Raw genomic sequence first — 24,723 nt, 5'->3', positions numbered from 1 at the left:
GTCGTAGGCCATTGCTTTAATGTGATTCATTGGCTTTAGCTCTGGCAACAGTCAGAGGGATGGCTTGCCGGCTATTGACTTGACGGGAGTGGCTTATGATGACTGCGATTATGCGATTTTTCCCTGTGGACAACGGCGACATGACGCTGCTCCAGTTGGAGTCAGGCAGATTCTTGCTCGTCGACATCAACATCAGGTCGGACGCAGACGACCCAGATGGTGAAAAGCCAGATGTAGCTGCTCAGCTTCGAAAGCTGTTACCCCGAGATAGCCAAGATCGACTTTATGTGGATGCCTTTCTGCTCAGTCACCCCGACCAAGACCACTGCCGGGGCTTAGGTAGTCACTTCCATCTTGGCCCGGCGGATGAATGGTCGAAGAAGGATGACAAAATATTGATCCGGGAAATGTGGTCTTCTCCAATCGTTTTCCGTCGTGCAAGCCGAAATCACACGCTCTGTGAAGACGCGAGGCTGTGGAACAGTGAGGCCAGACGGCGCGTAAAGCGTTTTCGCGATGGAGGGGCTGGAAAAGACGGGGAGCGGATTTTAATCCTCGGTGAGGACGAGAACGGTAAAACTGATGATTTGACCGACATACTCGTCAAGGTAGATGAAACCTTCAGCTTTATGAATGGCTCATTAGATGACAGCTTTTCAGCGACATTGCTTGCGCCGCTTCCGATCAATGACGATGAAGAGGAGCTTTCGAAGAATAAATCTAGCGTTATTCTTCAATTTTCGATCGCCGGGGGCGGAGTACCGGGTAAGTGCCTCTATTTAACGGGAGGCGATGCCGAAGTGGCCATTTGGGAAAGATTGTGGCAACAGCATAAGAAAGACCCTGACGTGCTCTCGTATGACGTATTACTGACGCCGCACCACTGTTCATGGCGCAGCTTGTCATACGACAGCTGGAGCGACAAAGGAGAAGATGCCCAGGTTTGTCAGGATGCGCAAAGCGCTCTGTCTCAGGCCAAGCCTGGTGCGATCCTGATTGCGAGCAGTAAGCCGGTGCTGAATGACTCAAATGATCCGCCCTGTTTTCGCGCAAAGCGAGAGTACGAAAATATTGCAGATGAATGCGATGGAAGCTTTGAGTGTGTGGGGGACCTTTCGCCAAAGGCGTTGGAAATTGAAATTGGAAGCAATGGTCCTAAGCCTAGAGCCAAACTACTGACTTCGGCTGCCATCGTGAGTTCGGGTCTGGTTGGGAGTCAGCCGGTTGGCCATGGGTAATTCAGGAGATTCTCGCCATTCACAGAAGCGGGAAGTTGATCGAACGATTGCGATCATTAAAGCCCACCCTCAGGTGAACCAGGTTAGTGAGCCTTACACCCAGGATGACGTTTTTCATCTTGATGTGATACTTGAGGTTCCTATGCCCAATGCTTGGAGGGCTATAGGTGAGAGCCCGTCTGGGGTGAGGCGATTTGAAGAGATTCATCTCAAGTTCCCCCGGCTATATCCATTGGACCCACCGGAGTTATCCCTGCGAGCTGACTTCAGCCGAAATCATGCACATATTCAGCCATGGCTTACCTCCGATGAACGACCAGTGCCGTGTATTCAAGACGGACAGCTTACGGAGTTCATGCAACAACATGGTATTGCCGGTATTTTAAATCAAACTGTGTTATGGCTTGAGCATGCCGCTGAAGGGCGTTTGATTGATCCTGAGCAAGGCTGGGAGCCCCAGCGAAGGGATGATACTCAAGATTTCTTGGTTGCTGACAGCTCTAGCCTACGAGCGACAGTCAGCCGCAATGGCGGGTTCCGATTCACCCGTATGGGTTACTTTCGGCGTCATGGGCATTGGCTATTCGGCCAAGTTTTTAATGACCAGGTTCCTGTGAATGAGAAGTCCATACGTGATGCGGTTACATGGACTACCCATAACGGGGAGTTCCAACACGGAGACAGCTTGGCATTGATTGTATGGCCAGGCAAGCAACCCTCTGGTGACCCTATTGTTTGCGATGTTTATGTACCGGATAACGTAAGAAATCTCAGTGATCTGAAGGAAAAAGCACGAGAGTTCGGATGTGTTCGGGAGCTTACCGATGGGCTAAACAGGCTTGCAAAGTGCGTCAGAAAATACCGCTCTAGGGAAGCCTGTCCAATAGGAGTTGTGCTGTGTGCTCGTCGTCCATGCAATATCATTGGGACCACCAGTAACATAGAAATATGCTGCTATACATTGGACTTCTACGCCAATGAGGCATTTCCTAATGGTGATGACACGCCGGTAAGACCCTGTGCTCATCGTGACCACATCACGCGAGAGCTATTATCTACACTATCCGGTCTTCCCGCTGAAGACACCCCTCCTATATGGACATTGATCGGTGCGGGTAGTCTCGGATCGAAAATAGCTCTGCATTTAGGCAGAGCCGGCCGGGGGCCAAGTACGATCATAGACTCGGCCATGATGGCACCGCACAATGCGGCTCGCCACGCGATAATACCCGCTGAGCCTGACAAGCAAATTATGTTAATGGACATGAAGGCGCGATTACTAAAAGAAGCCTTAGGCGGACTTTCACAGAACGTGACGGCAATCACCGACGATATAGTTGATGTATTCCACTCGCGCGCTCTATCAAAACACGCATGGCATAACGACACCTGGGCAATCGTCAATACGACAGCGTCGCTGCGCGCCCGCGCTGCACTCTGCACACAGGCGTTTCGTCACAGAGTAATTGAAGCCCTGCTATACGCAAATGGTAGCCTTGGTGTCATAGCAACCGAGGGTGCTAATCGTAACCCCGACGTCGGAGATATTTTCACGGAACTGTATGCTCTGGCCTCTGGCGACGACAAAATAAGGCAGCAGCTTTATCCCGAGGGTGGTGATATCGAACTTCAGCGTATTGTTGTGGGTGAAGGGTGTGGCTCAGCGACAATGCAAGTCTCGGACGGGCGGATTTCGATGTATGCGGCGGGAATGTCTGAGTATTTGCTATCCCGTCAACAAGATGGATTGCCTACAGAAGGTGAACTCCTGATTGGTCGGCTCTCTGGTACCGGAATCGGTATTAGTTGGGAGCATGTTCCTGTTGCCCCCGTGTGCATCGTCAGAACGGAAAACGAAACTGGTTGGACAATTCGTTTGAGCGCCCGCGCGCACGAAAAAATAGAACGGGAGGTTGCTCATTGGACCAGTGTCGAGACAGGTGGAGTGCTCCTCGGCCGACAAGATGAAGTAACACGGAGCTTTTACGTCATAGATGTACTGGCAGCCCCCGAGGACAGTCAGCGCTCACGACATAAGTTTGAGCTCGGTGTGAAAGACCTCAGGCGCACTCTTGATAACTACGTCAGAACTACAAATGCAACTTTGTATTGTCTCGGCACCTGGCACAGCCACTTGGCTCCAAGCGGACCGTCAGCGCTCGACAACCAGTCAGCACAGGCTATGGGGCTCGCCCGTCTTGCTCCCTCAATCTTGTTGATACACACACCAGATGGCTATCGTGCAGTCCTCGCTGAAAGGACAAACAGTGAGGGGGAAGCATGAATCTTGCTGAGCTGGTCACAGACCCCTATAACCGGCGCGCACGACTGCAGCCCGCACTATTGGCGCTTCTTCCAGTTGGTATCGTCGCTTTGATTTTTTTTCCCGGGCTTGAGTCAAAAGCTGCAACACTTGTTGGTGTCGCTGCGTATTTTGGAGGTGCGACCTGGCTGACCCAAATCGGTCGAGCCCGAGGAAAGCGTCTGGAAACCAAGTTATTCCAATCGTGGGGAGGCATGCCATCTATTTCTATGCTGCGCCACCGCGATAAGCGCCTCAACAAGTTGACGAAGGAGCGATATCACAACTTTCTATCCACACATATTCAGAACATCGATCTGCCCAGCTCCGAAGAGGAGTTGAATGATCCCGAAACAGCAGACGAAGTCTACGCATCAGCAAATGATTGGCTTTTGCAAGCGACGCGAGACCGAGAGTCGGCTAAACTCATTTTCGAAGAAAACATGAATTACGGTTTCCGAAGGAATTTCTGGGCCTTACGGCCTATGGCACTGTTGGTGGATTTGGTGCTAGCTGCAGTCGTCATTGTGCTGACTGTACCTTTGCAAAGCTTCCCGTTTTCCATCATAGAGTTAAATACCGCTACGCTCGTTGCCTTAGCTGTCATTGTCGTACACATTCTGGTTGTATTGGGAGCGACGAAGAAATGGGTGCTCGCCGCCGCAGAAGCCTATGCCAGGCAACTGCTTTCCGCATGCGATGTTCTCAACGACAAAAGTATTAAAGGTTAAAGTCCAGAAGTCAGCAACGACCTTCTGCTGCCTGATACTATGAGATAAGACGGGGTGAGCTTCTAACAGGCCAGCTCAATAAAGCTATCAGTCTCCCGATTCCCACTCCCACCAGGACTGAAACAGCTGGTCACCACCCGGCACATAGGTGTGAATCTCCCGGCCATTCCAATCCAGCGCCAGAACCTGCAACGCAGCCTGTTGCAGTTCGGTATCCAAGGCCCTCAGTCGGTTCAGCTCGAATGGCCAGCGGCTGGCGTTATATAGGCCAAGCAGGAATCGCCGGATATGTCGTGCCTGGCCACCACCGCTGTGAGCAGCGTCGATCAATATTGTGAGAGCCGGAAGCCCCGCGTCCTCCCGCTGCTGCCTCCGCTTTTCTTCCTGTTCCAGCAAAAATAGAAAGCTTTCGGGAAGCATGGCTGTTTTGTCCGTCACGTGCATAACCTCATATCGACTTCACGATTATGCTGCCATGGACGACGCAGTAGGCACGGCTCTCAAACTGCCCGTTTTGGGCAAGAACACCGGTTTGCCCCGAATTTATTTCAGATCGCCATTGTGTCGGGGTGATCTTTTTCGGAACTTTCGCTCCAGGAACACTTCCAGCCGATCGGCGTTGCGGTAGGCCATAACGCAGATAAAAAGTACGACCGCGACAAAGCTCAGGAATGCAATCAGGGTGGCATATAGATTCAGCATATTCAGGTCTCCAATAGTTGATTGCCCTGTCAGGGCACTTTGTTGGTTTCAGGCCGCAGCATCGGCCTGTCTTTGTTCTTTGGCGACAGACGCGATCAAGTGCCGCGAGCAGCTCAGCATCTCCTGGATCTCGCTGTAGCTGTGGCCGCTCCTGAGAAGGCTGGCGATGTGCTGCCTGCGCTTCAGGTCTGGCTGCCGACCCTGGTACTTACCCTCCGTTTTGGCTTTGTGGATGCCCTGGAACTGCCGGCGCCGGCGGTCTTCGTAATCTTTACGGGCGACGGCAGCCAGCATGTCGAGCATCATGGCGTTGACCGCTCGGAGAATGGAATCGGTGAAACCGGTGTCGCCCTTCTTTTCCAGAGCGAGCCAACTGGTCGGTAATTCCGGGGAGACGATGGCCAACCGCTTGGCGGCCAGCTTTTGCTTCAGGGAGTCCCAGTCACTCTGTTTGAGGCGAGCCAGCCGGTCGATCTGTTCGACCAGCACAATGTCACCCTCACCGGAATCTGTGATCAGCTTCATCAGCTCGGGTCGGTGCAAAGTAGCGCCGGACACGTTCTCCACGTAGAAAGCGGCAATACGCTGACCGTGGTTGGCTGCGAACTGTACCAGTGACTCCCGGGCTCGCTCCGCATTCTGTTCCTGCGTGGATGCCCGAAGGTAGGCTCGAATAAACATCGTCGGTTCCTCAGTCTGTTATAAGTGGTTCTCTCTGGCCGGTCTGGTTTAGGTGGTTCTGGTGGCCGTTACCGGGTTCGAACCCCTGGTTCTCCTGATCTGTACCCATAAGGAACCACCTCAAGAGTCGAGAAACTCCCCGAACGGATCGTCCGCTCGATAAATCTGGTTGATTCTGTCGTCATCGATGAAACCCTCTGTACCGCCATTGCTCCCATTGCCGGAAGTTGCCTTGTTGCTCGCGCCGGTTGCGGCCTCACCAGTGCCTCGACTGAACGACGCCATCTTTTCCTCGAATTCAGGAAACGTCATTTCCCCATCGGGTCCCTTGGCGAAAAACGTCTTGTATGCACCGACTATGGCCAGTGCGAAGCGAATGAACAGTACGACCACCCACAGCACGAACAATAGATACCATGCGTAAAGGGCTGCCTCGGTACCCCTAAAGACGATCTCCACAACGCCGATTCCGGCGAGCCCCACTGCTACGATCTTTGCCACTCTCACCATGGCTTCAGTCCCCGATAGTTCTTTACATTGAAGCTACCAGAACCTGAGAAAATGCAATTTTTGCCCGGCGTCAGGCCGCTGCGGCTTGCCCGGCCAGCCACGGCAGTTTCACCTTGCTGTAGGCATCATTCGTCATCGCCCTCAAATCTTCCACGTCTAGGCGTGGAACCAGAAACGCCGTGCCTTGGTATCGAGCTCGCGGGTAGTCGGATGGCTGGAATACGCCATGAGGGAGGTCGTCCTCATCGCCCAGCCACTGTCTGAGCCGGAGATCGATACACCAACCCTGTTCGAGCTCTACCCAGCAATGGGGAGCGGTGGTCATTCGGCTCAGTCGGTCCTCCGCGTATCCGATCCGGCATTGATGGAAGATGCCTCGCTCGCTCAGGGCATTGCTGATCACAAAAGTCATGTAGACGCTATCGACTCTCAGGTCCTCCAGCGGCAGCAGTGCCAACTCAAGTTCATCGTGCCAGTCACTCATGGTCGGGCTCCCTGAACATCAGCTGCTGGCCCTGTTCATACAACACCGGATAGGGGAGCGGCTCGCCGTCCTGGATCACGGTGTTCGGTGGAAAGTACATCACTATCCAGGGAGGCATGCCGGCGCTGACAGCGCCATAGAATTCATCTACAGGAAAGGTGAGTTCATGGCCGGACTGCCGAAATACCAGTCGGGAGTATTTCTCGGGGTGGTTGGCAGCGATGTTGTAACTGTCAGCTTCACCGCCGATGACATAGCTTGGTGTCTTCCAGTGATTCGGTTGTTGGATGTTGTAGGCGATGATGCAGTTGCTATCGGCACAGCCATATCGCTCTGCTGTTACCGACCACAGCATGAGCGGGTGCCCGTCAATTTCTGGCGTCTTCACGTCTGTGAGTTTCGTTGCCGTAATTGCCATCGACTCGCCGGCCTGGGTGATGGCCTCATCTACGACTGCAACATAGTGGTCATAGGCGTCATCCTCGTTCGCCGCCAGTGATTCCGGCATCCAGCCCATCAGGCTGGGTCGCGCCGAAGGGTTGTCCGGCGTCATCATGATGTCAGTGGCGTTGAAGAGCAGCGTCTGGGTGCCGGTAAGATGACGAAGCGGCGCATCTAATGAGGTAGCCAGACTGGCCAGGTCGAGGGCGCTTACCAACAAACCCTTTCGGTACGAGCGCGTCCCGTCTGGTGAATTCCGCAGGTCCTGATCGTAGACGCCGCCGGCACGGGCCAGATTCAGTGCGCGGGATGATTCGTCGTCATAGTGTCGAGGCATGGCAGCGCAACCCGCGAGCGCGGCTGTAGTTACAGCAAAACAAATAGTCTTCAACTTGGTCATTTTGAACTCCTGCGTTTTCTAAAATACTCGCACGAAGTTTCAAATATGCAAGAAGAAAATCAAGAAATATCTAATAAAATCAAAGGCTTGTTCTGTCAGTGCAAACTTCGATGTATCCGCAGTGGTGCATCGGGAGTGCCGCTCTTGCTAGACTTGCCAGAAGGTTTTTTTCGGTTTAGACAAGGTGTTGGTAAATCGGAAAAGGATCAGAAATTCCCAGTTTCCCACTTATCCCAGTTTATAATCATGGGTAGTAACCGATTGGGCCGCTCAGAGATAAAGTTTCTACCCATGGGTAGTAAAATGGGTAGTGTGGGGCGAAGATCGATGCAAAAATTAAGGCAATCATCTGTTTTTAAAGGATTTTAATTTTTTATTCTTCGAGCAGATTCAGAATATTGAGTGAGAGGTGGCAGCCGAGCGGGTCGAGCGCGTGGCGATGATTCCGGGGGGCAGGCTAGGATTCGATATCCACGCTTGGCAAAGTGATCGTTAACACCTGATGGTGTCTGACGCGTTTACGGATTTTCGTAAAGAGCCCCGCTCACAGCCCCAACAACTCCTCAACCGGCAAGTGGCTGGTCGCCTTCATTTCCCTCAGCGAGAGGTTGGAGCGGATGCTCGACACGCCGGGCAGTTTGCGCAGCACCGTTTCGACGAAGTGGCTGTAGTCGTCCAGGTCTTTGGCGACTACCTGTAGCAGGAAGTCGGCTTCGCCGGTGGTGTTGTGGCAGCTCAGTACGCGGGAGCTGGCCTGGATGATGCGCTCGAACTCTGCCGTGGCGGCTTCGCTGTGCTGGGTGCAGGTGATTTGCACGAAGGCCAGCACGCTGGCGCCGACTTTACGGCGGTTGAGGATGGCCTGGTAGCCTTCGATCACCCCCAGCTCTTCCAGGCGTTTGTGGCGTCGCCAGCAGGTGGCTTCGCTCAGGTGCAGCTGCTCGGCCAGCCGTGCGTTGGCCACCCTCCCGTCTGCCTGCAGCAAGGTGGCTAATCGGGCATTCTTTTTATCAAGCTCGCTCATTTTGAAAGGCTCTTTCGGTTTATTCATGTTGTTGAAAAGAGTGCTTCAAAAAGGCGCAGGATGTCCATCAGAGTGAAACGTAATTTCGGGCGTGGCTCGCTATAGTGCGTATACATCCAACGCACCGCCGACCGTTCAGGAGTGAGCCATGAAAGCCGTGGTATTCGAACAGTTTTCTACCCCGCCCAGCATCCAGCAGGTGCCCGATCCAGCGCCAGCGCCTCACGGGGTCGTGGTGAAGGTGATGGCCAATGGCGTATGCCGCAGTGATTGGCACGGCTGGATGGGCCACGACCCGGATATCCAGCTTCCCCATGTGCCGGGCCATGAGCTCTCCGGTGTGGTGGAAGCGGTGGGCAAGGACGTGACGAAGTGGCGTATTGGCGACCGGGTGACCGTGCCGTTCGTGGGCGGCTGCGGCATCTGCCCGGAGTGCCACACCGGCAATCATCAGGTGTGCGATGCTCAATTCCAGCCGGGGTTTACTCACTGGGGCTCGTTTGCCGAGTATGTGGGCATTCACTACGCCGATGTGAACCTGGTCGCACTGCCGGATACCTTGACGTTCGATACCGCCGCCAGCCTGGGCTGTCGGTTCGTGACCTCTTTTCGTGCGGTGGTAGACCAGGGCCGCGTGTCGGCGGGCCAGTGGGTGGCGGTGTACGGCTGCAGCGGCGTTGGGCTGTCGGCTATCATGATTGCCAGTGCAGCCGGCGCCAACGTGGTGGCGGTGGATATTTCCGAGCAGGCGCTGGCTTTGGCGCGCCAGCTGGGGGCGGTGGCCACGGTGAATGCCAACCAGGTGGCCGACGTGGTGGAGGCGGTGGTGGAGATCACCCAAGGCGGCGCACATGTCTCGCTGGATGCGCTGGGTCACCCCACCACCTGCTTCAACTCTATTAGCAATTTGCGAAAGCGCGGTAAGCATGTTCAGGTCGGGCTAATGCTGGCGGACCACAGCACGCCCGCTGTACCGATGAGCAAGGTGATTGCCAACGAGCTGGAAATTCTGGGCAGCCATGGCATGCAGACCCATCGCTACGGTGCCATGCTGGCGATGATAAAGTCAGGCAAGCTGGCACCTGAAAAGCTGATTGGCCGCCGAATCACGCTAGAGGAGTCGGTGCAGGCGTTGATCAACATGGATAAGTTTGAAGGTGTGGGGGTCACCGTGGTGACGGAGTTTTGATAAAAGAGGGCTGCTGGTGACGCATCAGGTGAATATCACGGCGCTGACTGGCGGCGGTGTCAGTTCCGGGGAAATGGTAGTCGTGCGCCCCCAGGAGGATGGATTTGCGGTGGTGGGGCGGCTTAGCATTCCCAGCCGCTGAGGTTTTGTGCATTTCCTTCAATGAACCAAGGCAAATTATTCGCTCCTCATCGCGTCGCGGAGGTTTTACGCTGGGCGTATCGATAAGGAGGACGTTATGTCATCAGCCCATACCCCATCCGTTCGCCGCGTGGTCGCTCAGCATGCGGCTCGTCGGGACGATATCGGTGACCTGGTCACCCGCCGGCCGCTGCCGGGGCCGGGGCTGGATCAGCTCGATCCGTTTCTGTTTTTGAACCACCACGGCCCGCAGGTGTACCCACCCAACAACCAGGGGCTGCCCTTTGGGCCGCACCCGCACCGGGGATTCGAGACGGTCACCTTCATTCTGGAGGGCTCGCTGGCCCATGCCGACAGCGCCAAGCACCAGAGCGTAATTCACGCAGGCGGCGTGCAGTGGATGACCGCTGGCAGCGGCATCGTGCATGCAGAAATCTCGCCCCCTGAGTTCCTGCGCGAAGGCGGGCCGCTGGAAATCCTCCAGCTGTGGGTCAATCTGCCGTCGCGGCTGAAGATGAGTGAGCCGCGCTACGTGGGCTTGCAGCAGGAAGGCATTCCCGAAGTTCCCCTGGCGGGCGGCGGCACGCTCAACCTGATTGCTGGGGAGTGGCAAGGGCAGTCAGGCCCGATCGAGTCGCTGACCGGCGTGTTCATGTCCACACTCGCGCTGCCTGCGGGTGCCCATGAGCAGCTTCCCGTGGCCCCTGGGCGGCAGGTGTTTCTGTACGTGGTGAGTGGTGAGGTGATGGTGGGCGGCGAGCCTGCCAAAGCGCACCATTTGATCGAACTCGACCGTGACGGCGAAAGCCTTGCCATCGAGGCAGCCAGCGATGCGCGCCTGCTGTTTGGCCATGGCGATGTCATCGATGAGCCGGTCTACTCCCACGGCCCCTTTGTGATGACCACCCGCGATGAGATCGTCCAGGCGGTGGAGGATTACCAGAACGGTAAATTTGGCGGGCTTACCCTTTAAAGACCCGCTAATGCTCTAAACGCCCGCGCTACACCGGCTCGCCGCGATAGTAGTGCCATAAAAACAGCGACCCCACGCTGCGCCAGGGGGCCCAGGGTTCCACCAACTGGCGGGCCTGCTTCGGCGTGGGTTTGTCCTCCATGCCCTTCAGGCGGCCCAGCGCCACTCTTAACGCCAAGTCGTCGGCGGGGAAGATATCGGGGCGTTTGAGCGAGAACATCAGGTAGATCTCGGCGCTCCAGCGGCCAAACCCACGCAGCTGGGTAATCGCGGCAATCGCCTCGTCATCGCTGAGGTGCGCCAATCCATCGGCGCTAAACGTGCCCGCCAGCTCCGCCTCTGCCAGCCCTTTGGCATACTCGATTTTACGCCACGATAGCCCCGCATCGCGCAGCGCCTGGCCTTCCACCTCCATCACCGCTTTGGCGTGCAGCTCCGGCAGCAGCGTATTCACTCGGCCCATGATGGCCCGAGCGGCCTCGGTAGAGATCTGCTGGCTGACGATGGTCGAGAAGAAGGTCGCAAAACCTGGATCGCGCTGGCGCGGGTTGGGCGCGCCGACTAAGGGGTAAGCGCGGGCAATGTCGGGGTCGGCATTGGCCAGTGCCTGCATGGCGTGCTCGATGGTGCTGGAGGTCATAACCGGCCCTCTTAATGAAAAGATAATCCTCACATCCTAGCAGTTGCCTCTTGGTTGCTGCCGCGTCAGTGTCCACGGGTTACCCCTTTGCACGCTAACTTTTTTAACATCATATATTCCTACTTTCGTCTAATCTTGCCATCATTTGACACAATCTAAGACCGTTTTGATAAGCAGGCGTTTTATCCAGCGCCTGGGGAGAGAGGTATGCAAGAGTCGTCATCGGGGCTGGCGCGTAACCCGCGATTGGCAGAGTTTGTACTGGCGCTGGGTGGGTTCGGCATTGGTACCAGCGAGTTCGTGATCATGGGACTGATGAACCGCGTGGCGGAAGATTTAGCCGTGACCGTTCCCCAAGTAGGCTATGCGATTAGTAGCTACGCACTGGGCGTGGTAGTGGGTGCACCGCTGATTTCGGCGCTGGCCGCACGGGTACCCAGGCGGGCGCTGCTGATTGCGCTGATGCTGGTGTTTGCCGTGGGCAATATTGCCAGCGCCATGGCGCCGGGGTTTTGGTCGTTTGTGGGCCTGCGCTTTTTGGCGGGGCTGCCTCATGGTGCCTACTTCGGCATAGCGGCGCTGGTCGCGGCAGGAGCGGTGCCGATTGACCAGCGAGCGCGGGCTATTTCGCGGGTAATGTTGGGGCTCACGGTAGCGATTTTAATTGGTGCACCGCTGGGTACCTGGGCGGGTAACGTCTTTGGTTGGCAAATCGCTTTTGCCGGTGTGGGAGTGATTGCGCTGTTAACGGCACTGCTCATTCGGTTATGCGTGCCGGTGCAGCCGTTTGATGTCCACGCGAGCCCGTTAAGAGAGCTATCTGCACTGGTGAAGCAGCGGGTGCTGGTCACCATTGCGATTGCCTGTATTGGTTGCGGCGGTATGTTTTCGATCTTCAGTTATGTCATGCCGACGCTGACCCAGCAGGCGGGCATGAGCGAAGCGCTGGGGCCTTTGGTGCTGGTCATTTTTGGCCTGGGCTCCATCGCCGGTAACTTGGTGGGCGGGCGCATGGCGGATAAAAACCTGATGCGGGCCATTCCTACCATTTTGGTATGGTGTGCGGTGGTGCAGGGGCTGTTCTACTTTGCCGCCAATCAGGTGTGGAGCGGGCTGCTGTTCGTGGGGTTGGTGGGCACCAGCATGGCGCTGGCCCCGTCGTTGCAAACGCGGCTGATGGACGTGGCCGAAGACGCCCAAACTATGGCGGCCTCCATGAACCACGCGGCATTCAACGGTGCCAATGCGCTGGGGGCGTGGCTGGCGGGCTTGGCGATTAGCGCCGGATTTAGCTGGTCGAGTACGGGGCTGGTAGGGGCCGGGCTTGCGCTGTGTGGCCTAGTGATTTTCGCTTGGGGGCGCTGGCTGGAAAAACGCACCTATCCCGCGGAGCCGTCGGTGGCTCAGAGCTACAAATAAAGCGCTATAAATAAGTGATTGCTAAATAAATATTTAGAGCATTTAAAGTGGCAAAAAGCGCGTATCGTTCCTAGGGTGTAAAGGTGCAATCCATAAGGAGGTGACCTATGCATAACCTAGTGAAGACATCGCGCGTTGTAACCCCGCGACTCGTAACATTAAGTGCTATTGCAGCGATCACTCTGGCGCTGGCGGGCTGTGGAACGACCACCGGCGAGCGCGCTACCAGTGGTGCTGGCGTAGGGGCGGCTGTTGGTGCTGGGGCCGCTGCGGTCACCGGTGGTAGCGTCACCCAAGGTGCTGTGATTGGCGGTGGCGTGGGTGCTGCCACAGGAGCTGCCACCGATAAAGAGGATATTAACCTCGAATAACCCGCCTATCTAGCGGCACAGCCTGAAGCCGCGCATGCCTAGATGAAAATGGTCGGCATGCGCGGCGTTGTACTCAGGCCCCAGTACATTGCCGAAGGTATCGCAGGCGCCATCCCGCGCTGCCCGCAAGAGCTCTCCCATTTCTCCCTCGTCATCCCAGTCGCGAATCAGCGTAATCTGACCTCCGTGTGGTTTCTTGAACCCCTACAGTCCCTGCCAGGGGTGTGCGATACTGCGCACCCAATAACGCCGGCAGTGGCCGGCCTGCGTGATAACGAACGACCATTTTGACTAACTAGGGAAGCGCTTCATGTCCCAGGGTACGCTGTTTATTGTTTCTGCCCCGTCGGGCGCGGGTAAAACCAGCCTCGTTCGTGAGCTGATCGAAAGCCTGGACGGCATTCAGGTGTCGGTGTCGCATACCACGCGCGCCAAGCGAGAAGGTGAAGTGGACGGCGTAAACTATCACTTTACCCAAGTGCCTGACTTTGAAGCCATGATCGCCCGTGGCGACTTCTTTGAGTATGCTAAGGTGTTCGACAACTACTACGGTACGTCCCGCCAAGCGGTCCAAACCCTGCTGGATGCGGGGCAGGATGTGATTCTGGAGATAGATTGGCAGGGGGCTCAGCAGGTGCGCGAACAGATGCCCTCTGCGGTGTCGATTTTTATCTTGCCGCCATCGCGTAGCGAGCTGGAGCGCCGCCTCTCCAGCCGTGGCACCGACGAACACGCGGTGATCGCTCGGCGCATGCGCGATGCGGTCAGCGAGATGTCTCATTACGATGAGTACGATTACTTAGTGATTAACGACGATTTCACCACCGCCCTGCAGGAACTGCAGTCGCTGGTGATCAGCCGCCGCCTCACGCGTGCTGCAATGCAAGAACGCCACGCTCCCTTGCTCGATGCGCTCTTGTCACAGGCGCCTAGCGTCGAGTAATCTATCAGGTCCTATCACCACTCTTTTCGCTGGGTCGGCGGCGTTATCCAACAACGCCGGCCCGGCGTCGTCATTACAGGAAGGCCCCATGGCTCGCGTAACCGTTGAAGATTGTCTGGAAAATGTAGAAAACCGCTTCAAACTGGTGATGATTTCCACCCATCGTGCTCGCCAGCTGGCCCGCGGCTCCCGCGATGCACTGCTGCCCTGGGAAAACGACAAGCCGACCGTGATGGCGTTGCGTGAAATCGCCGCTGGCCTGGTCGACCACACCGTTTTGGACGAGCCAGTTGAAGCTCCTGTGCGTGCGCGTCCTGCTATGACGCCTAGCGCTCAAATCGACGATTAAGCTAGCACCGATTAGAGGCGCGGTACATGTTCACCATTGATGACCTAGCTGACCGACTCGGCGGCTACTTACCCCCGGATGAGATCCAGCAGGTCAAGCGCGCCTTCTACTACGCTGAGCAGGCCCACGATGGCCAGCGCCGCCGCTCTGGCGAGCCGTACGTCACCCATCCGCTGGCGGTCGCTAATATTCTCGCTAACATGCACATGGACCATCAGAGCCTGATGGCCGCCATGCTGCATGATGTGATTGAAGACACCGGCGTCTCTAAAAAAGCCCTGGCGGCGCAGTTTGGCAAGCCTGTGGCTGAGTTGGTAGATGGCGTCTCCAAGCTGACCCAAATCACTTTTGAAGATAAAGCCGTCGCTCAGGCGGAGAATTTTCAAAAGATGGTGTTGGCAATGTCGCGGGACATCCGCGTCATCATCGTCAAGCTGGCCGACCGGCTGCACAACATGCGCACCTTGGGCGCACTGCGGCCCGATAAAAAACGCCGCATTGCCCGTGAAACGTTAGAAATCTACGCCCGTATTGCAGGGCGACTGGGGATCAACACCATTCGTGTGGAGCTGGAAGACCTCTCGTTCCAGGCGATTCACCCCATGCGGGCCGAGCGTATCAAACGCGCGGTGGCCAGCGCGCGGGGCAATCGCCGCAGCGCCATGCGGGAAATCCAGGCCTCGCTGCAGCAGAGCCTGGACGACGAAGGCCTAAAAGGCACGGTGATTGGCCGCCAAAAACATCTGCTCTCGATTTATAAAAAGATGCGCGACCAGCGCAAGCCGTTTGCCGAGATTATGGATGTCTTCGGTTTTCGCATTATCACCGAAGACGTGGCCAGCTGTTATCGCATACTTGGCGTCGTGCATAACCTCTATAAGCCGGTACCGGGGCGCTTTAAAGACTACATCGCGATTCCCAAGGCGAATGGTTACCAAAGTCTGCACACCACGCTGTTTGGCCAGCGCGGCATGCCCATCGAGGTGCAAATCCGCACCCGTGAAATGGAAGCCATGGCCAATAACGGAATTGCCGCGCACTGGCTCTACAAAGCCGGGCAGACGGCGCATCCGATTGCTGAAGGCAGCCATGCCCGCGCCCGTGCCTGGGTGAAAGGGCTGCTGGAGATGCAGCGCCACGCGGGGGATTCGTTGGAGTTTATCGAACACGTCAAAAACGACCTGTTCCCCGACGATGTCTACGTGTTCACCCCAAAAGGCGACATCATGGAGCTGCCCCAGGGCGCCACGGTGATCGACTTCGCCTACAGCGTACACACCGATATCGGCAATAACTGCATCGCCTGCCGCATCGATCGCCACCTCGCGCCGCTCTCCACGAGGCTGGAAAGCGGCCAGACGCTGGAGATTATCACCGCCCCCGGTGCGCGGCCGAACCTAGCGTGGCTGAATTTCGTCACCACTGCCAAGGCGCGCTCCGCCATTCGCCATGCGTTGAAGCATCAGCAGCAGGCGGAGGCGGTGATGCTGGGCCGTCGACTGCTCAACAAGGCGCTGGCATCGTTCGAAACGAGCCTGGAAGAGCTCGACGAGAGTGTCTTCGAACAGGCGTTCAAAGAGTTGGATGTGTCGTCGCTGGACGCCTTGCTCGAATCGTTGGGGTTAGGCAACCGCATGGCCCACGTAGTGGCCCGCCGTTTGGTCGATGTTGCGCATGGCGATAGCTTTGATAAGACGCTTTCCGACAATAGCGATAAGGCTGTGGTGATTAGCGGAAGCGAAGGCATGGTGCTTAACTTTGCCCGCTGCTGCCACCCGTTACCCGGCGACCCGGTGGTAGGGCATCTGTCGGTCGGTAAAGGGCTGGTGGTACACCGTAGCGAGTGTAAAAACCTCGCTGACCGTAAAAACGATCCTGAAAAGCTGTTTGCCCTGGAGTGGTCCGAGCATATTGATGAGGACTTCCCTGTGGCGCTGCGCATCGAAATTGAAAGCCGCCGTGGCCTTGTTGCTGAACTGGCAGGCCTAGTGACCGATGCCGATGCCAATATCGAACGTATCGGCATTGAGGAGCGCGATGCTCGGCTTTCCACCGTCAATCTCACGCTGTCGGTGAAAGGACGGGTACACCTCGCCCGTATTATTAAACGCATTCGCAACCTGCCCAACGTTGGCAAAATTACCCGTACTGCAAACTAAACGCTTATGCGCCTAGCGCTGGCTTTTCAAGCTGGCAGCGTAGGCCATGGTGATAATAATCAACGTTTCATTAATACAGGAGCATGACACCCCATGAGCAATAAAGCGGTTATCAACACAGAAAAAGCCCCTGCCGCCATCGGCCCGTACTCCCAGGCTGTCAAAGCGGGCAACACGGTTTACCTGTCGGGTCAGATCCCGCTTAATCCGGAAACCATGGAAATTGTCTCTGATGATTTCGAAGCCCAGGCGCGTCAGGTGTTCACCAACCTACAGGCCGTGTGTGAAGAAGCCGCAGGCTCGCTGGGCGATATCGTCAAGCTCAACCTCTACCTGGTCGACTTGGACAACTTTGCGATCGTCAACAAGGTGATGGAAGAGTTCTTTTCTACGCCGTTCCCGGCGCGTGCGGCGGTCGGCGTGAAGGCGCTGCCCAAAGGCAGCCAAGTAGAAGCCGAAGCCGTGATGGTGATCGGCGACTAAACGGCGTGACACCGACGCATACAAAAAGAGCGAGCCGATGAGGCTCGCTCTTTGCCTTTTCTAGCGTTCCAATCGACTCGCGGCTAGAGCGCTAGGCTTTTTGCAACTCTAAAAAACCGCCCTCTTTCAACACCTGGGCATAGCCCTCTTTGTAGGTCGGATAGCGGAAGGTGTAGCCGGTTTCGAGAATACGGCGGTTGTCGCAACGCTTGCTGGCACGACGGCGCAACGGCGACTGCATGGTGTCGGTGGACTCCACCTTCAACTGTTTGGCCAACCACGCCATCACGTTGTGCAGGGTCACCGGTTCGCAGTCGCTACCGAGATAAAGGTCGGCCAGCGGTGTGCCGCTCTCCTGGCAGCGGATCAGGTGCGCCAGAATGCCGGTGCAGTCGTCCCGATGAATGCGGTTGGAGTAGATCACCGGCGTGACGGCGGCCAGTCGGCCTTCGGCCACTTGGTGAATCAAACGATCACGCCCTGGGCCATAAATCCCGGAGAAGCGCACCACGGTGCCGGGCAGCGGGTGATTGAGCAGCGCCTGTTCGGCCTCACACATCAGGGTGCCGGAGAAACTAGTGGATTCCGTGGGGCTTTCTTCGTTAACGACTTCGCCCTCTTGCTGACCATAGACGCTGGTAGAGGAGACGAAGAAGATACGCCGTGGTGGTGTGTCGTGCTGCTCCAGTACGCTGAGCACACGCTTGAGACCGTCTGGGTAGGCGCTCTGGTAAGCACTCTCTTCAAAGCGGTCTGCGCTGACGGTGTAAATCACGTAGTCGGCTTGGGGCAGTGCGCTGGCGTCGGCCCCTTCCAAGGTGCTGAGATCAAGGGCTAACGGCTCAATGCCGGTATGCTCTAATGCCTTGGCTTGGCGGCGCACGCCAATCACCCGATGCCCCTCGTCCAGCAGCTCTTGTCCAAGCGTGACGCCGATGTCTCCACAGCCGATAATCAGTATCGTTAGCTTCAACTTGCTCACCCCTCTTGATTAATATTCCCTATCAGATACAAAGTCCCTATGAGATGTGCCATCTTCAATAGGGCTTGTCTGTCCTTTTCCGTCTCGCTAACACGATGACTAGTCACGAGCTGCAACGAGAGGATGCCACTGGCACCGCTATGACTTTAACAGAACTTCGCTACATCGTAACCCTTGCCCAGGAGCGCCACTTTGGCCGCGCCGCCGAGCGCTGCCATGTTTCTCAGCCGACGCTCTCTGTGGCCGTTAAAAAGCTCGAAGATGAGCTGGAAATTCCCCTGTTTGAACGCTCTAAATCCACGGTGCAAGTCACCCCTCTGGGCGAAAAAATTGTTGCTCAGGCACAGCGTGTGCTGGAGCAGAGCGGGCTGATTTATGAGTTGGCCAGTGCTGGCAAAGACCAGTTGGCGAACCCGCTGCGCATTGGTGCGATTTACACCATCGGACCTTACCTGTTCCCGCACCTGGTGCCCGCGCTGGCCAACGCCGCGCCGCAAATGCCGCTCTATATTGAAGAGGGCATGACCGGCACGCTGCGGGCCAAGCTGCGTAGCGGCGAGTTGGACGTGATCATTGTCGCGCTGCCGTTTACCGAAACCGACGTGGTCACCAAACCGATCTACGACGAGCACTTTGAAGTGTTAATGCCCGCCAGCCACCCGTGGGTCGAGCGCGAGGCGATCCATAAAGAAGACTTATTAGAAGAGCGGCTGCTGCTATTAGGGGAAGGCCACTGCTTCCGCGATCAAATTTTGGAAGCCTGCCCGGCGATTACCCAAAAGCTCAACAGCCCCAATAACACGCTGATTGCCGAAGGCGGCTCGCTCGAGACCATTCGCCATATGGTGGCCTCTAAGCTGGGTATCACCGTGTTGCCGCAGTCGGCGCTAGGCACCGATCAGTACGAAAACGCCATGCTGGTCAGCCGCCCGTTTGTGGCCCCCGCCCCTTCACGCACCGTGGCGATTGCCTGGCGGGCCAGCTTCCCACGGCCCAAGGCCATTGATGCCTTGGCCAAGGCGATTAGCCAGTGCCAGCAGCCGGTGCATAAGAAGAATGCTCCCTCATGAGTGATCTGTCTGCACCGGTCACGGCGCTGAAGGGCGTGGGGGAAGCGCTGGCGATTAAGCTCGCCCGGCTCGGCGTGGAACGCATCAGCGACCTGTTGTTCCACTTGCCGCTGCGTTACCAAGACCGCACGCGACTTACCCCCATTGGCCTGCTGCGAGCAGGCCATGAAGCGGTAGTAGAGGGCGAAGTCACCGCCAGCGATATCGTTAAGGGGCGGCGGCGCAGCCTGCTGATTCGCCTTCGCGACGGTAGCGGCATTTTAAGCCTGCGCTTTTTTCACTTCTCGCCAGCCCAACAGCAGCAGCTTCGCCCCGGCGTGACCGTTCGGGCGTTTGGCGAAGCGCGGGCGGGCGCCACGGGGCTGGAGATTTATCATCCCGAGTATCGGCTTAGCGGCGGTAGCGAAACGCCGGTCGAGGAGTACTACACGCCGATTTACCCCACCACCGAGGGGCTTCACCAAACCCGCCTGCGAGCGCTGACCCAGCAAGCGTTGCGCCTGCTAGAGCAAGCCCCCGAAACGCTGCCCGATGTGATTCCCGATGCGCTGCGTCAGCGCTTCCAACTGCCGGGGCTTCACGCGAGCTTGCAGCTACTGCACCAGCCGCCGCCAGACGTAGATTTAGAGCAGCTTGCCCACGGCCTTCATCCCGCCACGCGGCGGCTCGCCTTGGAAGAGCTGCTGGCCCATCAGCTTAGCCTGCGGGAAGTGCGCCTGCGTATTCAGGCAGACGGCGCGCCAGAGCTGCCTTCCGGGCGCAGCCTGCAAACGCGCTTTCTGGCGCAGCTACCGTTTGCGCTCACCGGTGCCCAGCGCCGGGTGCTGGAAGAGATCGCCCTCGACCTAGCACGCCCTGCACCCATGCTGCGGCTGGTGCAGGGGGATGTGGGCTCCGGCAAAACCGTGGTGGCCGCCATGGCGGCGCTCTCGGCGCTGGCGGGCAATTGCCAAGCGGCCATGATGGCACCGACGGAAATCCTCGCTGAGCAGCACTATCGTTCGTTCAAGGCATGGTTTGAGCCGCTGGGCATCGAAGTCGCGTGGCTGGCGGGCAAGCTAAAGGGCAAGGCTCGGTTGGATGCCAAAGCCGCCATTGCCGATGGCCGAGCGCGTATGGTGGTGGGCACCCACGCGCTGTTTCAAGGTGATGTGCACTTCCAGTGCCTGGGGCTGGCGATTATCGATGAGCAGCACCGCTTTGGCGTTCACCAGCGCCTTGCCCTGCGTGAGAAGGGCGAAGCGGGTGGATTAACCCCTCATCAATTGATCATGACCGCCACGCCGATTCCCCGCACGCTGGCCATGAGCGCCTACGCGGATCTGGACGTGTCGGTAATTGATGAACTGCCGCCTGGGCGCACACCGGTGAAAACCGTGGTGGTCTCTGACGAGCGCCGCCCGGAAGTGGTCGAGCGGATTCGCAACGCCTGCAGCGATGGCCGCCAAGCGTATTGGGTGTGCACGCTGATTGACGAGTCGGAAGTATTGCAGTGTCAGGCCGCCGAGGTAACGCGTGATGAGCTGACCCAAGCGCTGCCGGAATTAGCCGTTGGGCTGATTCATGGGCGCATGAAAGCTGCGGAAAAGGCCGAGGTGATGGACGCCTTCAAGAGCGGCGAGCTGGATCTACTGGTGGCCACCACGGTGATTGAGGTGGGAGTCGACGTGCCCAACGCCAGCCTGATGATCATCGAAAACCCGGAGCGCTTAGGGCTTTCCCAGCTTCACCAGCTGCGTGGGCGGGTAGGACGCGGCAGCACCGAAAGCTTCTGCGTGCTGCTTTATCACCCGCCGCTCTCCAAAAGCTCCCGGGAACGGCTCGGCGTGATGCGGGAAACCACCGACGGCTTCCGCATTGCTGAAAAAGATTTGGAAATTCGTGGCCCCGGCGAAGTGCTTGGCACTCGCCAAACCGGCCTCGCCCAAATGAAAATCGCGGATTTAGAGCGCGATGCCGACCAGCTAGAGCGGGTGACCGCCCTGGCCAAGGCGCTGCAGGGCAATGCCGACGTGACGGCCGTGCTGGTGCGCCGCTGGCTGGGTGAAGCGGCAGGCCGCTACGGGCAGGTGTAGCGGCAGGGCATGGGTATGCGCGCGGTGCTAAACCGCTGCGTTAGGCTCGTGGAGCTTTTCGGCGCTGGGGCTTGTTAAGCGGTTGGCGGCATCGCTCAGCGGGCCAAGCTGGCTGGCAATTAGGCGCAGCTGGCTTTGGATGGGGCGATAGAGCGTGACGGCCTTCTCTTCCGCTGTGCCGCTTTGCTCCTCTAACTGACTCAGCAGCTCGTTGGCAGGCGCGGTCAGCGGCTCCACGGGTAGGCGTTTATCCAGCTGCTCGGCCAGTTGCTCTAACAGGGCACTAATCCGCTTGGCAAGCGGCACAAAAGCGGCATCGTCCTCATCTTCTGCCAGCCGATGGCGGTGGGCACCCAGCGCGGAGAGGTGGCTTAACAGCGTGTTGGAAAGTACCAAAAAGCGCAGCCCGTTATCAGCATCCTGCTTACGATAGTGCCCCGGCTCGTGGAGCATGTTGGTGAGCAGGGTCGAGAGCGCCGCATCCGCGTTGTGCGCATTGCGCCGCGCCAAGCGGTAAGCTAGGTCGTCCTGCTTGCCCTCTTCGTACTGGTGGACGATTTCGTCCAAGTAGCGGCGGTGGTTGGTCAGCACCTTGGCGGCCTCACGGTAGAGGCGGCGGCTCTGCCAATCCGGCAGAATAAAAAATACCGCCAGTCCCGCAATCAGCGAGCCGATCAACGTATCAAACAGCCGCGGCCAGATCAGGTCGAAGCCATCCCCCACCTGATTGAAACTGCACAGCACCAGCAGGGTGATCGAGGCCGTGGCGATCACGTAATGCTTTTCACGATTGGCAAAGAACGATACGCCCGCCGCCACGGCAATCATGCTCTGGATAAGTGGCTGGGGGAACAGGCTGATAGACGCCCAGCCTGCAATCAGCCCAAGCACCGTGCCCAGAATCCGCTGGGAGAGAAAGCGCCGGGTGGTGGCGAAGTTAGGTCGACATACGAACAGCGTGGTCAGCAAAATCCAGAACCCTTGCTGGGGGTCGAGCCACTGCAGCAGCCCATAGCCCGCCACTAGCGCGGTGGTTAGGCGCACCGCGTGGCGAAAGGTGGGCGAACCCAGCGTAAAGTTCAGCCGCACCCGTTTCCAGGCTTCCAGCAGGCTAGAGGGCGAGCGGTCATAAAGCGCGCTGTCCCGGCGTTCGCTGTCGGTGTCCGGGTTGTGGACGCTGGCAATCTGAGCTTCTAGCGTGGAGAGGTTGTCCGCTAACGCATTCAGCGGGCGTATCAGTGGCCGCCATTCGGGCTTTCCGCGCTCGCTCAGATTATCGATCGAGGCGCGCAGGTCGGCCAGCGCCTGTTCGCTCTGCTCGTGACTGAAAGGGCGGTTGAGCAGCAGCGACTTGGCTAGCTGGCGGCAGGCACGGCCCTGCTGGTCCAGCAGCCGCTGGCAGCGAAACAGTACGTCGTGATGAAAAAAGGCTTCAGTAAGTGCGCTGTAAGGGTAGTGGGTGGAGCTTGCCCGCTCGTGGATATCTTGAGCGATAAAGTAAATTTGCAGGTAGCGGTTGAGCTTACGGCTGCCGCGCTGGCCTTCCAGGCGGCGAAAGATCATCTCTTTTGCTTGGTTAAGAGCATCCACTACCTTGCCGTTCTGGCGAGCGAGCGCCACGCGGCGGGCCTCTACATCAACGCCCCGTACCGGCTCGAACAGCGCCGATTTTAAAATCAAAAACTCGCCCAAGGCTTTATACACCCGCGCCATGCTCTGTTTCACCGGCTGGCGGGAGAACAGCGCGCACCACACCACCGAAATCGCTCCGTACCAGGCGGCACCGGCCAACAGCAGCAGCTGGCGGGAGGCGACGTCCTCATCCACACCGCCGTGCTGCTCGATATTGATCATGGAGTAGATCGAAAGAATCAGCGTACCGGAGGCAATGGTCGCGTAACGCTGGCCAATCGCTCCCAACATAATCAGCGTGAAGGTGGATACCGCCAAGCCCGCTGCAAATAGCCACGGCCACGGAAACAGCCACTGCACCACAAACGACGCCGAGGCAAAGCAGAGCAGCGTGACCACCAAGGCTTGCAAACGTCCCTGCCAGCTATCGTCGGTCTCTGAGAGCGCGCTGGCAATAATGCCCAGAAACAGCGGAATGACCAGCGCTACATCCCCCGCCAGCCCACTAAACAGCAGCGCCCCGCTGAAGGCGATAAACACCCGCAGGCTGTAGGCGAACTTATCTAGGGTCCAAAGGCGGCGCAGGGAAAGGGAGAGGGGCATAGAGGCTCGTGTGAGTTTGCTGTTGTTAGACTTTAGTCTTGGTTAGTATAGAGGCATCGCAACGATGATGTCGCTCTTGACCTATCAACGCTAATGCTATTGCGGCCATGTGTTCTAAAAATTAGTGCACCAAAACGCTATGATTGAAACATTAACCTTTCGATACTCGGAGTGACTCTAAAAAAAATAGGATCACTCCCATGGATCTAAAACTGCTGCTGAACTGGCGTCTACATCTGCTGGTGATACTGACGTCGATGTTTTCCGAGTGGATCGGCATCATTCGGATTCCACTTGGGCCGGGAACATTACTACTATTACCACTCCTCTACGCGTTTATCATTGGTGTACTCTTCAATCCTCATCTCTTTTCAGCAATGGGCAAGGCCATTCCCAAGCCGGTGAGTCATGCCGCAGGCCCCATCATTCTGATCGCCATTTTGCCGTTCATTGCCAAGTTTGGCTCCACCATTGGGCCAGCGATCGAGCAAATTATCGCGGCGGGTCCTGCGCTGATTCTTCAAGAGCTGGGGAATCTTGGCACCATGCTGATTGCGCTCCCATTTGCGGTACTCGTGCTCAAAATGGGCCGGGAAGCGATTGGTGCGACCTACTCTATTGCACGCGAACCCAACATTGCCATTATTTCAGACCGTTACGGGCTAAGAAGCCCTGAAGGCATCGGCATTATGGGCGTGTACGTGGTGGGTACTATGTTCGGTACGCTCTATTTCGCGCTGATGGCGGGCTACATCGCCTCGCTGGATATCCTCGATATCCGCGCGCTGGCCATGGCCTGCGGTGTCGGCAGTGGCAGCATGGTAGCGGCATGCTCGGCAGCGTTGGCAGAAGCCGTTCCGGCCGCCAAAGATGAATTGCTTGCCTTTGCCGGCGCCAGCAATCTGCTCACCTACGCCACCGGATTGTATGTATCGCTCTTTATTGCGCTACCGGTCACCGAGTGGATGTTTACGCGTTTGAAGGGTTCCCGTCAGGAGGTTCGCCATGAAAACTCATGAGAGCACCGTCGATCAGTTCGACGCTGAGGCATTAACCTGAATCCGTGAGACCGCCCCCCGGAAGCACTTCTAACCCACTGACCTGCATGGCAATATAGCCATTATCGCCATTCACCCAGACAGTGCCATGCCCAACATAAAGTTCCGCGCCAGTCGCCGCAC

At 57.3% G+C, this 24,723-nt stretch carries 24 protein-coding genes and 1 pseudogene; 15 read left to right on the top strand and 10 right to left on the bottom strand.

Annotation, left to right across the window (positions count from 1 at the left end):
- Positions 1–95 precede the first annotated feature (95 nt).
- The 3 genes from L1249_RS09555 to L1249_RS09545 are packed head-to-tail and all read left to right on the top strand — an operon-like array spanning position 96 to position 4,271.
- The gene (locus L1249_RS09555) at positions 96–1,238 is read left to right on the top strand and encodes a metallohydrolase (RefSeq protein ID WP_228168734.1); all 1,143 of its coding nucleotides are present in this window, start codon (positions 96–98) and stop codon (positions 1,236–1,238) included.
- Positions 1,231–3,522, top strand: coding sequence for a Mov34/MPN/PAD-1 family protein (locus tag L1249_RS09550; protein WP_228168735.1), 2,292 nt, complete (start codon positions 1,231–1,233; stop codon positions 3,520–3,522). The genes L1249_RS09555 and L1249_RS09550 overlap by 8 nt, the downstream gene beginning before the upstream one ends.
- Positions 3,519–4,271 carry a hypothetical protein gene (locus L1249_RS09545; RefSeq protein WP_044628635.1) on the top strand — a complete coding sequence of 251 codons (753 nt, stop codon included), beginning with the start codon at positions 3,519–3,521 and terminating at the stop codon, positions 4,269–4,271. Before L1249_RS09550 ends, L1249_RS09545 begins: the two co-directional genes overlap by 4 nt.
- A gap of 87 nt (positions 4,272–4,358) precedes the next feature.
- Here the strand turns inward: L1249_RS09545 and L1249_RS09540 are convergent, their stop codons facing one another.
- From L1249_RS09540 to L1249_RS09515, 6 genes are all read right to left on the bottom strand, one after another.
- Positions 4,359–4,709, bottom strand: coding sequence for a DUF7673 family protein (locus tag L1249_RS09540; protein WP_137093843.1), 351 nt, complete (start codon positions 4,707–4,709; stop codon positions 4,359–4,361).
- A 312-nt stretch (positions 4,710–5,021) separates the two neighbouring features.
- Positions 5,022–5,654, bottom strand: coding sequence for a recombinase family protein (locus L1249_RS09535; RefSeq protein WP_044628637.1), 633 nt, complete (start codon positions 5,652–5,654; stop codon positions 5,022–5,024).
- A 120-nt stretch (positions 5,655–5,774) separates the two neighbouring features.
- Positions 5,775–6,164: a hypothetical protein gene (locus L1249_RS09530; protein ID WP_172416698.1), complete on the bottom strand. Its 390-nt coding sequence runs from the start codon at positions 6,162–6,164 to the stop codon at positions 5,775–5,777.
- A gap of 70 nt (positions 6,165–6,234) precedes the next feature.
- Positions 6,235–6,648: a hypothetical protein gene (locus tag L1249_RS09525; protein WP_058577361.1), complete on the bottom strand. Its 414-nt coding sequence runs from the start codon at positions 6,646–6,648 to the stop codon at positions 6,235–6,237.
- Complete coding sequence (locus tag L1249_RS09520; RefSeq protein ID WP_044628640.1) at positions 6,641–7,489, bottom strand: hypothetical protein; 849 nt, start codon at positions 7,487–7,489, stop codon at positions 6,641–6,643. The genes L1249_RS09525 and L1249_RS09520 overlap by 8 nt, the downstream gene beginning before the upstream one ends.
- A 544-nt stretch (positions 7,490–8,033) precedes the next feature.
- On the bottom strand, positions 8,034–8,513 hold the full coding sequence (locus L1249_RS09515; protein WP_058577362.1) for an Lrp/AsnC family transcriptional regulator: 480 nt from the start codon (positions 8,511–8,513) through the stop codon (positions 8,034–8,036).
- Between the two features lie 148 nt (positions 8,514–8,661).
- Here L1249_RS09515 and L1249_RS09510 point away from each other — a divergent pair, with 148 nt between their 5' ends.
- The 3 genes from L1249_RS09510 to L1249_RS09505 all read left to right on the top strand — a co-directional run bounded on the left by L1249_RS09510 (position 8,662) and on the right by L1249_RS09505 (position 10,816).
- The gene (locus tag L1249_RS09510) at positions 8,662–9,702 is read left to right on the top strand and encodes a zinc-dependent alcohol dehydrogenase family protein (protein ID WP_058577363.1); all 1,041 of its coding nucleotides are present in this window, start codon (positions 8,662–8,664) and stop codon (positions 9,700–9,702) included.
- 16 nt (positions 9,703–9,718) lie between these two features.
- Complete coding sequence (locus L1249_RS17475; RefSeq protein ID WP_266100297.1) at positions 9,719–9,844, top strand: hypothetical protein; 126 nt, start codon at positions 9,719–9,721, stop codon at positions 9,842–9,844.
- Between the two features lie 96 nt (positions 9,845–9,940).
- A complete protein-coding gene (locus L1249_RS09505; RefSeq protein WP_228168736.1) occupies positions 9,941–10,816 on the top strand; it encodes a pirin family protein in 876 nt (291 codons plus the stop codon).
- Between the two features lie 28 nt (positions 10,817–10,844).
- On the opposite strand, the gene L1249_RS09500 is transcribed toward L1249_RS09505, so the two are convergent.
- Positions 10,845–11,456: a DNA-3-methyladenine glycosylase family protein gene (locus L1249_RS09500; RefSeq protein ID WP_058577365.1), complete on the bottom strand. Its 612-nt coding sequence runs from the start codon at positions 11,454–11,456 to the stop codon at positions 10,845–10,847.
- Positions 11,457–11,663: 207 nt separating this feature from the next.
- Here L1249_RS09500 and L1249_RS09495 point away from each other — a divergent pair, with 207 nt between their 5' ends.
- Together L1249_RS09495 and L1249_RS09490 are read left to right on the top strand one after the other, a co-directional pair.
- Positions 11,664–12,875, top strand: coding sequence for an MFS transporter (locus tag L1249_RS09495; RefSeq protein ID WP_137093834.1), 1,212 nt, complete (start codon positions 11,664–11,666; stop codon positions 12,873–12,875).
- Positions 12,876–12,982: 107 nt separating this feature from the next.
- Complete coding sequence (locus L1249_RS09490) at positions 12,983–13,246, top strand: hypothetical protein (RefSeq protein ID WP_083025415.1); 264 nt, start codon at positions 12,983–12,985, stop codon at positions 13,244–13,246.
- A gap of 9 nt (positions 13,247–13,255) precedes the next feature.
- On the opposite strand, the pseudogene L1249_RS09485 reads toward L1249_RS09490, so the two are convergent.
- Positions 13,256–13,435 (bottom strand): annotated as a pseudogene (locus tag L1249_RS09485) (extensin family protein); the annotation flags it as partial.
- A gap of 121 nt (positions 13,436–13,556) precedes the next feature.
- Here L1249_RS09485 and gmk point away from each other — a divergent pair.
- The 4 genes from gmk (at position 13,557) to L1249_RS09465 (ending at position 17,180) form a co-directional block, all read left to right on the top strand.
- Positions 13,557–14,189 carry a guanylate kinase gene (gene gmk / locus L1249_RS09480; RefSeq protein ID WP_172416696.1) on the top strand — a complete coding sequence of 211 codons (633 nt, stop codon included), beginning with the start codon at positions 13,557–13,559 and terminating at the stop codon, positions 14,187–14,189.
- An 88-nt stretch (positions 14,190–14,277) separates the two neighbouring features.
- Entirely contained in the window at positions 14,278–14,538 is a 261-nt protein-coding gene (gene rpoZ, locus L1249_RS09475; protein WP_044629295.1) for a DNA-directed RNA polymerase subunit omega, read from the top strand.
- A 26-nt stretch (positions 14,539–14,564) separates the two neighbouring features.
- Positions 14,565–16,697, top strand: a complete 2,133-nt coding sequence (locus tag L1249_RS09470; RefSeq protein WP_044629296.1) for a RelA/SpoT family protein — start codon at positions 14,565–14,567, stop codon at positions 16,695–16,697.
- 93 nt (positions 16,698–16,790) lie between these two features.
- The gene (locus L1249_RS09465; RefSeq protein ID WP_044629297.1) at positions 16,791–17,180 is read left to right on the top strand and encodes a RidA family protein; all 390 of its coding nucleotides are present in this window, start codon (positions 16,791–16,793) and stop codon (positions 17,178–17,180) included.
- Between the two features lie 91 nt (positions 17,181–17,271).
- Here L1249_RS09465 and L1249_RS09460 read toward each other — a convergent pair whose 3' ends face one another.
- Positions 17,272–18,153 carry an SDR family oxidoreductase gene (locus tag L1249_RS09460; protein ID WP_058577373.1) on the bottom strand — a complete coding sequence of 294 codons (882 nt, stop codon included), beginning with the start codon at positions 18,151–18,153 and terminating at the stop codon, positions 17,272–17,274.
- Positions 18,154–18,302: 149 nt separating this feature from the next.
- Between L1249_RS09460 and L1249_RS09455 the strand changes: the two genes are divergently transcribed.
- Both L1249_RS09455 and recG read left to right on the top strand, forming a co-directional pair.
- Complete coding sequence (locus L1249_RS09455; RefSeq protein ID WP_044629298.1) at positions 18,303–19,232, top strand: hydrogen peroxide-inducible genes activator; 930 nt, start codon at positions 18,303–18,305, stop codon at positions 19,230–19,232.
- On the top strand, positions 19,229–21,307 hold the full coding sequence (gene recG, locus L1249_RS09450; protein ID WP_228168737.1) for an ATP-dependent DNA helicase RecG: 2,079 nt from the start codon (positions 19,229–19,231) through the stop codon (positions 21,305–21,307). Before L1249_RS09455 ends, recG begins: the two co-directional genes overlap by 4 nt.
- Before the next feature lie 27 nt (positions 21,308–21,334).
- On the opposite strand, the gene yccS is transcribed toward recG, so the two are convergent.
- Positions 21,335–23,542 carry a YccS family putative transporter gene (gene yccS, locus L1249_RS09445; protein ID WP_228168738.1) on the bottom strand — a complete coding sequence of 736 codons (2,208 nt, stop codon included), beginning with the start codon at positions 23,540–23,542 and terminating at the stop codon, positions 21,335–21,337.
- A gap of 200 nt (positions 23,543–23,742) precedes the next feature.
- On the opposite strand from yccS, the gene L1249_RS09440 reads away from it, so the two are divergent.
- Entirely contained in the window at positions 23,743–24,561 is an 819-nt protein-coding gene (locus L1249_RS09440; RefSeq protein WP_089675571.1) for a DUF3100 domain-containing protein, read from the top strand.
- Positions 24,562–24,723: the final 162 nt, after the last annotated feature.

The organism is Halomonas sp. Cn5-12 (assembly GCF_021532545.1).
In the GTDB taxonomy this organism is placed as follows: domain Bacteria; phylum Pseudomonadota; class Gammaproteobacteria; order Pseudomonadales; family Halomonadaceae; genus Vreelandella; species Vreelandella aquamarina.
The sequence above is the reverse complement of the archived record's forward strand: the minus strand, read 5'-3'. Positions and strand labels throughout refer to the sequence as shown.